Source organism: Kribbella sp. NBC_00662 (genome assembly GCF_041430295.1).
Taxonomy (GTDB): domain Bacteria; phylum Actinomycetota; class Actinomycetes; order Propionibacteriales; family Kribbellaceae; genus Kribbella.
On sequence record NZ_CP109029.1, the window covers coordinates 1,816,342 to 1,828,779 of the forward strand.

12 protein-coding genes are annotated in these 12,438 nt (G+C 68.6%); 2 read left to right on the plus strand and 10 right to left on the minus strand.

Translation table 11 applies throughout. From position 1 onward, the window contains the following. Positions 1-174: 174 nt before the first annotated feature. From OHA10_RS09195 to dnaK, 5 genes are all read right to left on the minus strand, one after another. Positions 175-711, minus strand: a complete 537-nt coding sequence (locus OHA10_RS09195) for a GNAT family N-acetyltransferase (protein WP_371405743.1) — start codon at positions 709-711, stop codon at positions 175-177. 285 nt (positions 712-996) lie between these two features. Then, positions 997-1,452, minus strand: coding sequence for a heat shock protein transcriptional repressor HspR (locus OHA10_RS09200; RefSeq protein WP_371405744.1), 456 nt, complete (start codon positions 1,450-1,452; stop codon positions 997-999). Next, positions 1,452-2,627 carry a molecular chaperone DnaJ gene (dnaJ, locus tag OHA10_RS09205; RefSeq protein ID WP_371405745.1) on the minus strand — a complete coding sequence of 392 codons (1,176 nt, stop codon included), beginning with the start codon at positions 2,625-2,627 and terminating at the stop codon, positions 1,452-1,454. The genes OHA10_RS09200 and dnaJ overlap by 1 nt, the downstream gene beginning before the upstream one ends. 30 nt (positions 2,628-2,657) lie before the next feature. Further along, on the minus strand, positions 2,658-3,368 hold the full coding sequence (gene grpE, locus OHA10_RS09210) for a nucleotide exchange factor GrpE (protein WP_371405746.1): 711 nt from the start codon (positions 3,366-3,368) through the stop codon (positions 2,658-2,660). Then, entirely contained in the window at positions 3,365-5,224 is a 1,860-nt protein-coding gene (gene dnaK / locus OHA10_RS09215; protein ID WP_371405747.1) for a molecular chaperone DnaK, read from the minus strand. The genes grpE and dnaK overlap by 4 nt, the downstream gene beginning before the upstream one ends. Positions 5,225-5,454: 230 nt before the next feature. On the opposite strand from dnaK, the gene OHA10_RS09220 reads away from it, so the two are divergent. Next, positions 5,455-5,925 carry a GNAT family N-acetyltransferase gene (locus OHA10_RS09220; RefSeq protein ID WP_371405748.1) on the plus strand — a complete coding sequence of 157 codons (471 nt, stop codon included), beginning with the start codon at positions 5,455-5,457 and terminating at the stop codon, positions 5,923-5,925. A 161-nt stretch (positions 5,926-6,086) separates the two neighbouring features. Here OHA10_RS09220 and OHA10_RS09225 read toward each other — a convergent pair whose 3' ends face one another. Further along, positions 6,087-6,497, minus strand: coding sequence for a phosphoribosyltransferase family protein (locus tag OHA10_RS09225; protein ID WP_371405749.1), 411 nt, complete (start codon positions 6,495-6,497; stop codon positions 6,087-6,089). A gap of 325 nt (positions 6,498-6,822) precedes the next feature. Between OHA10_RS09225 and OHA10_RS09230 the strand changes: the two genes are divergently transcribed. Next, positions 6,823-7,503 carry a hypothetical protein gene (locus OHA10_RS09230; RefSeq protein WP_371405750.1) on the plus strand — a complete coding sequence of 227 codons (681 nt, stop codon included), beginning with the start codon at positions 6,823-6,825 and terminating at the stop codon, positions 7,501-7,503. Positions 7,504-7,762: 259 nt separating this feature from the next. Here the strand turns inward: OHA10_RS09230 and hutI are convergent, their stop codons facing one another. The 4 genes from hutI to OHA10_RS09250 are packed head-to-tail and all read right to left on the minus strand — an operon-like array spanning position 7,763 to position 12,387. Continuing rightward, positions 7,763-8,926, minus strand: coding sequence for an imidazolonepropionase (hutI, locus tag OHA10_RS09235; protein ID WP_371405751.1), 1,164 nt, complete (start codon positions 8,924-8,926; stop codon positions 7,763-7,765). Further along, positions 8,923-10,233, minus strand: a complete 1,311-nt coding sequence (locus tag OHA10_RS09240) for a formimidoylglutamate deiminase (RefSeq protein WP_371405752.1) — start codon at positions 10,231-10,233, stop codon at positions 8,923-8,925. Before OHA10_RS09240 ends, hutI begins: the two co-directional genes overlap by 4 nt. Continuing rightward, on the minus strand, positions 10,230-11,456 hold the full coding sequence (locus tag OHA10_RS09245) for an allantoate amidohydrolase (RefSeq protein ID WP_371405753.1): 1,227 nt from the start codon (positions 11,454-11,456) through the stop codon (positions 10,230-10,232). Before OHA10_RS09245 ends, OHA10_RS09240 begins: the two co-directional genes overlap by 4 nt. Positions 11,457-11,463: 7 nt before the next feature. Next, the gene (locus OHA10_RS09250) at positions 11,464-12,387 is read right to left on the minus strand and encodes an ABC transporter substrate-binding protein (RefSeq protein ID WP_371405754.1); all 924 of its coding nucleotides are present in this window, start codon (positions 12,385-12,387) and stop codon (positions 11,464-11,466) included. Between the last annotated feature and the right edge of the window lie 51 nt (positions 12,388-12,438).

Genomic DNA, 12,438 nt, shown 5'->3' on the forward strand with positions numbered 1-12,438 from the left:
GCTCAACGTACAAGTCTCACTAGACACAACCTACCGAAACTTGAGTCCATTCCACTCAACTCTGAGAAATCCCAGGGATCATTCAGGGTGAGCACGCTGGGTAGCCGACGTGCGTCGACGATCGCCGGCACCAGTCGGGTTGCCGGCGATACGTAACTGGTGAGGGTCGTGCCGCTACGTGCTGAACTCGGAGGCGCGCATCCGGTAGACCTGCAGGTTCAGGTCGTAGTACTTGTCGGTCTCGCCGACCCACTGCATGCCGAGGCGCTTCGCGGTCGCGATCGCGCGCTTGTTGTTCGGGCGGGCGACCGCGAACAACTCGTCGACGTCGCCCTCCTTGAACGCCCAGCGCATCAGCGCGCGGCTGGCCTCGGTCGCGAACCCGTTGCCCCAGGCACTCGGCCGGAGCTGCCAGCCGATCTCCAGATCCTCCTCGTACGGCGGCAGCAGCCGGATCAGCAGTGCGCCGACGATCTCGCCGTCGTCGCGACGGGCGACCGCCCAGCGACCGGCCGGGACCACGAAGTTCGGCTGCGCCTCGATCCAGGACTGCAGGATCATCCGCATGGTCGCGGCATCCGGCACCTTGTCGATCGCAGGTGACAGCCAGGGCGCCACGTCGGCGGAGCCAAAGATCTCCAGCGCGGCGTCGGCGTCGTCTTCCTCCCAGTCCCGGATCAGCAGCCGGTCCGTCTCCAGCTTCAGCGTCACCTCGCCAGGGTATGCGGTCGGCGGCGGCAGACAACAGGTTCCGGATGGCCCGGTAGCTGAACGCACGCAGAGCCCCCGGCCGGTCGGCCGGAGGCTCTGGTGAAGAGGCCGCAGGGCGGTCCAGGACGGACCACCCCGCGGGGGTCGAAGGGCGCCGGGGGGAATGACGCGCCTTCGACTGTGGAGGCGTCGCGGGGGAACGACGGCCTCCACCGGAACCGGAGGCCTCCGAGGGTGGGTTTCGGAGTACCTCCGGTGGGTCCGGGAATCCCCCCGGGTGAAGGATCAGCGCGAGCCGAGTTCCAGAGGCTGGGTGCGGATCCAGCGTGTCGTGGTCTGCTGCCGGCCCATGGCGATCACGTCGCCTGCTGGGCCGGCCGAGAAGACCCGGCTGGTGGCGGTCCGCCGGGAGGCGCCGACACCACGTTGAACCTCGGCCAGGAGCTGGTTGACCCGCGTGCGCAGGTCCTCCACTTCCGACTGTAGCGCGAGGATGTGGCGAATTCCCGCGAGGTTGACGCCCTCTTCCTGGGACAGATGCTGCACATAGCGCAGCTTCGCCACGTCGTACGCCGAGTACCGCCGGCCGCGGCCGGACGCCCGGCTCGGCACCACAAGCCCGAGCCGGTCGTACTGGCGCAATGTCTGCGGATGCATGCCGGCCAGTTGGGCCGCCACCGAGATCACGTAGATCGGGGTGCGGTCGTCCCAGGTCGGCACCTGGCTGAACGGGATACTCATCACGAACTCCCGAACAACCCGGCCCGCAGGTCAGGATGATCCGACGCGGAGTTGAACTCCTGCAGCTTTTCCTTCTGCTCGTCGGTCAACTCGTGCGGCACCTGCACCTCGAGGGTGAGGAGCAGGTCTCCCTTGGTCCCGTCCCGCCGGACCGATCCCTTGCCACGGACGCGCAGCTTGCTGCCGTTCGCCGTACCGGCCGGGATCCGGACCGTGACGGGCAGGCCGTCCAGGGTCGGAACCTTGATCTCGGCACCCAGCGCCGCCTCGGTGAAGCTCACCGGGACGTTCAGTGTCAGGTGCTCGCCCTGCCGACCGAAGATCCGGTGCGGCTTGACGTGCACGGTGACGTAGAGGTCGCCCGCGGGGCCACCCCGTTCGCCGGCCGCGCCCTTGCCCTTGAGCCGGATCCGCTGGTTGTCCTGCACGCCCGCGGGGATGCGGACCTGCATGGTCTTGCTCGACTGCCCGCGGCCGGAGCCGTGGCAGGTCTCGCACGGCTGGTCGACGACCAGGCCGCGACCCTTGCACTCGGTGCACGGCTCGGTCATGGCGAACACGCCGCCCTGGACCGAGGTCTGCATACCCGTGCCTTCGCACTTCAGGCAGACCTTCGGCACCGTGCCGTACTTCGCACCCGTCCCGTGACAGGTCGGGCAGGGTGCGTCGCTGGTCATCCGGAGCCCGACCGTGACACCGTTCACAGCCTCGGCGAACTCGATCGTCGCCTCGGTCTCGATGTCCTGGCCGCGCCGCGGACGGGCCGTCGTCGAGGTGGTCGTGCGCTGGCCACCGCCGCCGAACATGCCGCCCAGGATGTCGCCGAGCCCGCCACCGCTGCTGCCGCCGGAGCCGCCGCGGTTGAACAGGTCGCCGACGTCGAAGTTGAACCCGCCGCCGCCCTGGCTGCCGCCGCCCGGCATCCGGAAGCCGCCGCTGCCGAACAGCCGGCGCGCCTCGTCGTACTCCTTGCGCTTCTTCGGGTCGCCGACGACGTCGTACGCCTCGGAGACCTCCTTGAACTTGGCCTCCGCGGACGCGTCACCGGCGTTGGAGTCGGGGTGGTACTTGCGCGCCAGCTTGCGGTAGGACTTCTTGATCTCGTCGGCCTCGGCGGTCTTGGAGACGCCGAGAACCTTGTAGAAGTCCTTCTCGAGCCAGTCCTTCGTGCTCATCTGACGCCTCCCCTCCCGTCGTGGTCGTTACTACTCCGCGGACCTGTCCGCGTCATCATCTGTGCTTTCCGCCGGTGCGTCCGCCTTCGCGGCGTCGGCCGGCAGTTGTTCGGTCGGCTCCGACACGGCCACCCGGGCCGCGCGCAGGACCCGCTCACCGAGCCGGTAGCCCGGTTGCATGATCATCGTCGCGGTCGGACCGTCGACCTCGTCGGAGTAGTTGTGCAGCAGGGCCTCGTGGATGCGCGGGTCGAAGGTGTCGCCCTTCTCGCCGAACTTCACCAGGCCGAGCTTCTCGGTGACGCGCTCCAGCGATTCCGCGACCGCCTTGAAGGCGCCTTCGAGCTCACCGGCCTCGCGGGCCCGGCCGACGTCGTCGAGGGTCCCGAGCAGCTCGGTGAGCACCGAGCCGATGACGAGCTCCCGTGACGCCTCCCGGTCCCGGTCGACGCGGCGCTTGTAGTTGACGTACTCGGCCTGCAGTCGCTGCAGGTCCGCCGTACGCTCCGCGAGCGCCTCGGTCAGCAGGGCCTCCTGGGCGGACGGACCGACCAGGTCGGACGGGTCCCGGGGCGGCTGCGCGCCCGGGGTGCCCGGCGTACCCGGCTGGGCGCCGGGCGCGGGAGCCGCGGACGTATCCGCAGTCTCCCGCGCCGCGCCGGTGTCCGGGTCGATCCGGCGCTTGTCCCGGACGACGGGCTCGCCGTCACCGAACTCGCTGCCAGTGGGTCGATCCGTCACTTGTCCTCCGTCTTGTCCTGCGGCCGGTCCTCGTCCACGATCTCGGCGTCGACCACGTCGTCGTCGTTGCTGCTCGAGCTCTCGTCGGAGGTGCTCTCCTCGGAGGAGCCGCCGGCGGCCTGGGCGTTCGCGTACATCGCGGCACCCATCTTCTGGCTGGACTGGGCGAGCTTCTCCGACGAGGTCTTGATCGCCTCGGCGTCGTCACCCTCGAGGGCCTTCTTCAGCTCCGCGACGGCGTCCTTGACCTCGGTCTTGACGTCGTCGGGGACCTTGTCCTCGTTCTCCTGCAGGAACTTCTCGGTCTGGTAGACCAGGCTCTCGGCCTGGTTCCGGTTCTCGACGGCCTCGCGGCGCTGCCGGTCCTCCTCGGCGTACTGCTCGGCGTCGCGGACCATCTGGTCGATGTCGGTCTTCGGCAGCGCGGAGCCACCCGTGACCGTCATCCGCTGCTCCTTGCCGGTGGCCAGGTCCTTGGCGTTCACGTGCACGATGCCGTTCGCGTCGATGTCGAAGGTGACCTCGATCTGCGGCACGTTCCGCGGCGCCGGCGGCAGGCCGGTCAGCTCGAAGTTGCCGAGCGACTTGTTGTCGCGGGCCATCTCGCGCTCGCCCTGGTAGACCTGGATCATCACCGACGGCTGGTTGTCCTCGGCCGTGGTGAAGATCTCCGAACCCTTGGTCGGGATCGTGGTGTTGCGCTCGATGATCTTGGTGAACACGCCACCCTTGGTCTCGATGCCCAGGCTCAGCGGGGTCACGTCGAGCAGCAGGACGTCCTTGACCTCACCCTTCAGCACACCGGCCTGCAGGGAGGCGCCGACCGCGACGACCTCGTCCGGGTTCACGCCCTTGTTCGGGTCCTTGCCACCGGTCAGCTCCTTGACCAGGTCGGCCACCGCGGGCATCCGGGTCGAGCCGCCGACCAGGATCACGTGGTCGATCTTCGACACGTCGATGCCGGCGTCCTTGATGACGGCCTTGAACGGCGCGCGGGCGCGCTCGAGCAGGTCGTTGGTCATCTTCTGGAACTCTGCCCGGGAGAGCTTCTCCTCCAGGTGCAGCGGACCGGACTCGGTCAGGCTCAGGTACGGCAGGTGGATCGTGGTCTCGGCCGCGGCGGACAGCTCGATCTTGGCCTTCTCGGCGGCCTCGGTGAGGCGCTGCATGGCCATCTTGTCGCCGGACAGGTCGGTGCCGTTCTTGTTCTTGAACTGGGTCACCAGCCACTGCACGATGCGCGCGTCCCAGTCGTCACCACCGAGGTGGTTGTCACCGCTGGTCGCCTTCACCTCGAAGACGCCGTCGCCGATCTCCAGCAGCGACACGTCGAACGTGCCACCACCGAGGTCGAAGACCAGGATGGTCTGCTCGGTGCCCTTGTCCAGGCCGTACGCGAGCGCGGCCGCGGTCGGCTCGTTGACGATCCGGTGCACCTTCAGGCCCGCGATCTCGCCGGCCTCCTTGGTCGCCTGGCGCTGCGCGTCGGAGAAGTACGCCGGCACGGTGATGACCGCGTCGGTGACCTGCTCCCCGAGGTACGCCTCGGCGTCCCGCTTCAGCTTCTGCAGCACGAACGCGCTGATCTGCTGGGGGGTGAACTTCTTGCCGTCGATGTCGACGCTCCAGCTCTCGCCCATGTGACGCTTGACGGAGCGGATGGTGCGGTCGACGTTCGTGGTGGCCTGGCGCTTCGCCACCTCGCCGACCAGGACCTCGCCGTTCTTGGCGAAAGCCACCACCGAGGGCGTCGTGCGCGCTCCCTCGGCGTTGGGGATGACGGTGGGCTCGCCACCTTCGAGTACGGCGATGACGGAGTTCGTCGTACCGAGATCGATTCCGACCGCGCGGGCCATGCTTTACCTCCACGAAGTTGAGTGATGCAGACTCAATGTTGCCCGTTCGTCCGCCTCGGTTCAAATCCGTGACGCAACAAACTTGAGTTCACTGGACTCAACATTGCACATGGCCCAGGTCATTCCCAAGGCCGGGCCCGAATTTCGGGGTGCGGGCCAGGGTGCGGCCAGGGAGACCCCTCCCGGGGAAAGGTTTACCGTGCGACCCTGTCCCTGTGAAACTCCGCGCAATGAGTCCCGCCGACTACGGCGCGGTGCTCGCGCTCAACAACGCCGCCGTAGGGCTTGTCGATCCCCTCGGCGCCGACCGCCTCGACTGGCTCCGCCTGATCGCCGCGCACGCCGCGATCATCGACCTGGACGGCAAGCCGGCCGGCTTCGTCCTGACCTTCACCCCGGGATCGGCGTACGACGGTCTCGAGTTCGACTGGTTCACCCAGACGTACGCGAACCGCTTCCTGCTGATCGAGCGGATCGTGGTCGCGACCGAGCACCGGCGGCAGGGCATCGGATCGCAGGTCTACCGCGCGATCGAACGCGCCGCCAAGCCGTTCGACCGCGCCGTCGCCCGCGTCCGGACCCACCCCCTCGACGACGCCGCCCTCGCCTTCCACACCTCCCGCGGTTACGTCCAGATCGACAAACAACGCCTCCCCGACGGCACCCCCGCCCTCCTCCTCACCAAAGAACTGGCCGACTAGGTCCTGTCTGGTAATCCAGCGCCGTAGCGAGGAGGTGCTCGGCGCGGTGCATCGGCGCGCGGGGGCGAAGGTCTCGATGCGGAGCATCGTGGCCTTTGCACCCGTGCGGCGAGGTGCCGTGCCGAGTGCCCCGCAGTAGGCGATGGATTACCAGACAGGGCCTAGATCCGCCGTACGTCGAGCAACGCGCGCACCGGCAGCTCGTGCCGGAGCCGCGGCTCGGTCAGCCCGTCGACGATGCACGCCGCCCCGATCCACCGCGCGCCGCACTCCGCCACCAACGCGCGCGCCGTCAGCGCGGTCGCGCCCGTATCCACCCAGTCATCAACCATCAACACCCGGTCACCGGCACGGACCAAGTCTCGCCGGTAGCCGAACACCGTCTGCCGATCCCGGTAGTCGGGCCCGCTCGTACGCCGTACCCACCGATCGCTGTCCACGGCCGGCTCGGCGTCCTTCCGCAGCTCGACAAACCCGACGCCCAGCGCCACCGCGGTCAGCGCGCCAAGCAACGACCCGCGCGACACCGGTCCCAGGACCACGGTCGGCTGCTCGTCGTACAGCTCGGCCAACGCCGGTCCGAGTTCGCGGAGCAGATCCGCGTCTCGCCACCAGCCGGTGAGATCGGCGTAACTACTTCAGGCGCCTCGGTCGGTCTGCCAACGGAACGCGCTGCGAAGCCTTGCCCTGGTGTCCATGCGTCCAGGGTGCCGGTCCGGCGCGGGGCTTGCATCTGAATTGACCGGACCTCCCTCACTGACCAACCTTGCTATGCCTCGCGCAGCAACGCTCAGACCCGCTTGACTCGGGCTGTCGGACGACGGTTGGTCAGTGTGGGACGTCCGCCTGTGGACAACGGACGTCACTGGAGTCCGTCATTCCGCCACCATGGAGGCCGTGACTGACGTGGCTGAGGTGCTCGGCCGGCGTGGAGGAAGCGCGACCTTTGCCGAACTCCGCACGCTGGTGTCGGCACGAGCTGTCCGAAGCGCGCTGGCTTCCGGACAGATCCGCCGCGTCGCGAAGGGCGTCTATGCCCTGCCGGCGGCCCCACCCGCGTTGACGGCCGCACGCAGCCACGGCGGCGTCGTGTCTCACCTCAGCGCCGCGCAGCACTGGGGTCTCGGGATCATCAATCCGCCCGCGCTTCCACACGTCACCCTGGATCCGTCCCGCGTCCGACGCCGAACCGGACTCCCGTGCATCCTGCACTGGGCATCAGTGCCCGCTCTGGACGATGTAACCACCCCGGTCCGCACCGTGCTCGATTGTCTGCGCACCCTGTCGTTAGGCGAGGCGCTTGCCGTCGCGGATTCAGCATTGCGTTCGGGATGCGTCGAGCAGGACGAGTTGCTCGACGCCGCGGGGAGGCTCCGCGGTCCGCATCGCCGACGCATCTTCGAGGTTGCCGCGCTCGCCGACGGCCGGTCGGAATCGGTGCTGGAGTCAGCGCTGCGGGCCCTACTGATCGAACGAGGAGTCGAGGGCTTCGTCCCTCAGGTCGTTGTCCAGGACAGCGGATTCTCCGCACGACTGGACCTGGCGAATCCCCGTCCTCCGTATCGGCTTGGAGGCTGAAGGCTTCGAGTACCACGGGACTCGGCGAGCCTTGGTGAAGGACTGCCGCAGGCACGTCAACCTCACCATCCGTGGGTGGACGATCCTTCGGTACACCTGGGAGGACGTGATGTTCGACGGAGAGTGGGTCATTGACGCTGTCGAGCGGGCGAGCGGACTCGAGCCACTGACCAAGCGCGGCTTACGTGCGGCCTGATCAATGCGCGCAGCGTCCGATCGCCCATCCGCTCGCGGTTGATCAGTGAGGGGTGTCCGCAATTCACACCGGCCGCCCAGCCACCCAGGTTTGTTTGATGAGGGGGACGCCGGGGCGGTAGGAGAGGTGGAGGTGGGAGGGGGCGTCCAGGACGGTCAGGTCGGCTTGGGCGCCGGGGGTCAGGTGGCCTCGGTCCGGGCGGCGGAGGGACGCGGCGCCGCCGGCTGTGGCGGACCAAAGGGCTTCGGCGGGGGTCATGTGCATGTCGCGGACGGCCAGCGCGATGCAGAAGGGCATGGAGGACGAGTAGCCGGAGCCGGGGTTGCAGTCGGTAGCCAGGGCTACGGTGACGCCGGCGTCGAGGAGGCGGCGGGCGTCGGGGTATGGCGAGCGGGTCGAGAACTCAATCGCGGGCAGGAGACCGGCGACGACACCAGACGAGGCCAGGGCGTCGATGTCCGCGTCGGTGAGATAGGTGCAGTGATCCGCCGAGGCCGCGCCGACCTCGCAGGCCAGTTGTACGCCGGGGCCCTCGCCAAGCTGATTCGCGTGGACCCGGGGCTGGAGGCCGCGGGCGATGCCGGCCTGGAGGATCGCCCGGCCCTGGTCGGCGTCGAAGGCGCCGCGTTCGACGAAGACGTCGATCCACTTCGAGTGCTTGGCGGCCGCGTCGAGCATCGGGCCCGTCACCAGCTCCACATAGTCGGCCGGATCGTCGGCGTACTCCGCCGGCACCACATGCGCCCCGAGGTACGTCGTCTCGTCGGTGAACTGGCCCGCGATCTCGAGCGCCCGGGCCTCGTCCGCGACGGTCAGACCGTAGCCGGACTTGATCTCGACCGTGGTGGTCCCCTGCCGCCGCATCTCGGTCACGAGGCGGGACACGTTCGCGGTCAGCTGCTCGTCGGTGGCCTGGCGGGTCGCGGCGACGGTCGTGCGGATGCCGCCGGCGGAGTAGGGAGTACCTGTCATGCGGGCCGCGAACTCCTCGGCGCGATCGCCGGCGAAGACCAGGTGCGAGTGGGAGTCGACGAAGCCGGGGATGACAGCTCGGCCGCCGAGATCCAGCGCTCCGTCCGCCTCGGGCGCATCGCGTCGGGGACCGACCCAGGCGACCTTGCGGCCGTCGATCACCAGGGCCGCGTCGTGGAGCTCGCCGAGCAGACCGCCGTGCGTGGGGTCGTTGGTCACCAGCGAGCTGATGTTGGTGAGCAGAAGTGAGGTCATCGGGTGACTGCCTCGATCGATTTCGCCAGCTGCGCCGGGACGTCCAGGCGAATATGCTTGCCATTGGCAACCAAATGATCGCCGGAGACGACAACATCGGAGACATCGGCGGCTGTTGCTGCGAAGACCGCGGTCTCCACGGCGCCGCCGGTGCCCGCGGTGCGAGCAGTGTTCAGCTGGATGGCGACCAGGTCAGCGCGGGCACCGACCTCGATGGCGCCGGCGTCGTCGAAGCCGATCGAGCGGTGACCGTCGGTCGTTGCCGCCTTGAAGAGCTCCCGCGCCGACCAGTGACCGCGCTCCTGGGACGCGAGACGCTCGTTGAGCTCGACGGCTCGCATCTCCTCGAACAGGTCGATCACCGCGTGACTGTCAGAGCCGAGCGTCAGCGGCGAACCCGCGTCGCGCAACTGCACCGACGGGCCGATGCCGTCCGCGAGATCGCGCTCGGTCGTCGGGCAGAAGCAGGAGTACGTCGCGGAGCTGCCGAGCAGACCGACGTCGACCGGGGTCAGATGCGTCGCGTGGACCGCGCTCGTCCGCCCGCTGAGGAACCCGGCCTCGTCGAGCACCTGCGTCGGCGTCCGCCCGTACGCCTTCAGACAGGCCTCGTTCTCCGCGACCTGCTCGGACAGATGAACATGCAGCGGTACGTCGGGAAACGCCGACGCGACCGCACCCAGTTGATCCTGCGGCACTCCCCGCACCGAGTGGGCAGCCGCGCCGATCACGACCTCATCGCCGCCGCTCAACTGCGCGACCCGGGACGCCCAGGCGGTCGCGTCGCCGTCGCTGAAGCGCTCCTGCACCTCGTTGAGCGGCTGGTCGATTCCGCCGGCGAGGTAGCAGGTGTCGAGCAGCGTGATCCGGATGCCGACGTCACGCGCGGCCGCGATCAGCGCCAGACCCATCGCGTTCGGGTCGTCGTACCGCCGGCCGCCGGGCGCGTGGTGGAGGTAGTGGAATTCGCCGACCGCGGTGATCCCGGCGAGCAGCATCTCGCCGTACACGGCCTTCGCGAGGTCGTAGTACGTGTCGGGGGTGAGGGCGGCGGCGACGGCGTACATCTGCTCGCGCCAGGTCCAGAACGTGCCGCGCTCGGTCTGCGTGCGGCCGCGGAGGGCGCGGTGGAATGCGTGGCTGTGGCAGTTTGCGAGCCCCGGGATGACGAGTCCGTTGAGGACCTGCGCGTCGCCGGGGGCAGCGTCCGGCTCGATCGACGTGAAGCGGCCGTCGGCCGTCGTCACCAGGACGGCGCGCGCGAGGCCGGTCGGGAGGAGCGCGGTCTCACACCAGTACGACGTCACCTCGCGAGATCCTTCAGTACTCCGGCCAGCGCGTCGACGCCGGCGAGGCAGTCGTCCTGCTCGGCGTACTCGGCGGGCGAATGCGAGATGCCGCTCGGGTTGCGGACGAACAGCATCGCGGTCGGGATGCCGGCGTCGGAGAACACGCCCGCGTCGTGACCGGCGCCGGTCGGGAGGACGGGGGCGCCGTCGAGCACGTTCACCAGTCGATCCCGCAGTCCGACGGGGAAGTCGACGATCGGTGAGACGGACTCGGGGGTGACGGTGAGCGTGGTGCCGTCGCGTTCGGCGCGCTCGGCGGCTTGCTTGGTGATTGCCGCGAGCAATAGTTCGAGTGTCTCGGTGTCGGCGGCCCGCGCGTCGAGCCAGGCGGTCACTTGCGACGGTACGGCGTTGGTGCCGTTCGGCTCGACCGACAGGCGGCCGAAGGTCGCGCGGGCGCCGGCCAGGCGGGCCTGTTTGTTCGCGGCCAGGGCGGTCATCGCGTAGGTGAGCATCGGGTCGTGGCGGTCCTCCATCAGCGTGGTGCCGGCATGGTTGGCCTCACCACCGAACGTGAACCGGTATCTCCCGTGCGGCCAGATCGAGCTCGCCACCCCCACCGGCGCCGTCAATCCTCTGCCCTGCTCCACATGCAGTTCGACGAACGTCCCCATCCGCTGCAGCAGCGGCGAAGGTCCCACTCCAGCCGGATCGATCCCAGCACCTTCCAAGGCTGCTGAAAGGCTCAGGCCGGACCGGTCCTGCAAAGCCAGCGCCTTCTCGGCGGACAGCACACCCGCCGCGACCCGAGACCCCAGACACGGCATCCCGAACCGAGACCCTTCTTCCTCCACGAACGCACCCACACCGATCGGCACGCCCGGCTCAAACCCCTCCGCCCGCAACCGGTCCACAGCCGCCAGAGCAGAAACAACCCCAAGCGGTCCATCGAACGCCCCACCATCGATCACCGAGTCAAGGTGGCTACCGGTGACGACGCCAGGCGCCGCCGCCGACTCACCACCCGCGCGGGGAGCCGGCCGCTCGGCCGGCGGTTCCCACCAGGCGATCAGGTTGCCTATGCCGTCCGACTCGACGGTGAGGCCGCGGGCGGCGCACTGGTCCAGGAACCAGTGCGTCGCCTCGCGTTCGGTGGGACTCCAGCCGCCTCGGGTGTAACCGCCGGTTTCGGGGTTGCGGCCGATGGCGGACTGGTCGGCCCAGAGGGATTCGAAGCTCAAGACCGGCTCACGACAAGGGGTTCTTCGACAGCCAGTCCTTGGCGACCGCGTCCGCGCTCTCCTTGCCGACGTCGATCCGCTTGACCAGGTCGGTCAGCGCGTCCGTGGTCAGCTTGGCGTCGACCGCGTTCAGCGTGGCGACCACGTCGTCGGACTTGTGGTCGGTCCGGATCAACGGAACGATGTTGTTCGGCGGCAGGATGTGCTCCGGGTCCTCCAGCTGGACCCAGCCCTTGTCCTTGATCACGGCCTGCGTGGTGAACAGGTCGGTCACCTGGATCTGGTTGGTCTCGAGCGCCTTGATGCTCAGCGGACCACCGGCGTCGAGCGTCTTGTACTCCTTGAAGTCGACGTCGTACTTCTCCTTCATGCCCTTCAGCCCGGCGGTCCGGACCTTGAACTCGGAGCTACCGCCGGCGACCAGGTTCTTGCCCTTCAGGTCGCCGATCGACTTCAGCTGGTACTTGTCCGCGGTCGCCTTGGTCACCACGATGGTGTCCTCGTCGGTGGCCGGGGACATCTCCAGGATCTCCAGACCCGGCGTCAGTGCCTTCTTCAGCGCGTCGTACGCCTTCTGCGGGTCGGTCTCGGTGGAGTTCTTGTCGAAGTACGCCAGTGAGGCGCCGGTGTACTCCGGCACCAGGTCGACGGACCCGTCCTTGATCGCGGCCATGTAGGTCTCGCGGTTGCCGATGTTCGGCTTCTTCTTCACCTCGATGCCCTTGGCGGCCAGCGCCTGGCCGTAGATCTCCGCGATCAGCTGGCTCTCGGAGAAGTCGGCGGACCCGACGGTGATGCTGCTCACCTTCGAGGGCGCCGGCGAGCTGCCGGCGTTGTCACTGCCGAGCTGGTCGCCCCCACCCCCACAACCAGCCAGGCCGAGCACCGCCACCCCGGCGATCGCAGTACGGATGAGTGTGGATCTCAACACGAGAGCCTCCAGTGTTCTCGTTCAGCCATCGACCGGTGCCGATGGATGCAT

Bases quoted from the DNA above. Each gene is read 5' to 3' on its own strand.
- OHA10_RS09200 (WP_371405744.1), bottom strand. From the start codon at position 1,452: ATGAGTATCCCGTTCAGCCAGGTGCCGACCTGGGACGACCGCACCCCG.
- dnaJ (WP_371405745.1), bottom strand. From the start codon at position 2,627: ATGAGCACGAAGGACTGGCTCGAGAAGGACTTCTACAAGGTTCTCGGC.
- dnaK (WP_371405747.1), bottom strand. From the start codon at position 5,224: ATGGCCCGCGCGGTCGGAATCGATCTCGGTACGACGAACTCCGTCATC.
- OHA10_RS09220 (WP_371405748.1), top strand. From the start codon at position 5,455: ATGAGTCCCGCCGACTACGGCGCGGTGCTCGCGCTCAACAACGCCGCC.
- hutI (WP_371405751.1), bottom strand. From the start codon at position 8,926: ATGACCTCACTTCTGCTCACCAACATCAGCTCGCTGGTGACCAACGAC.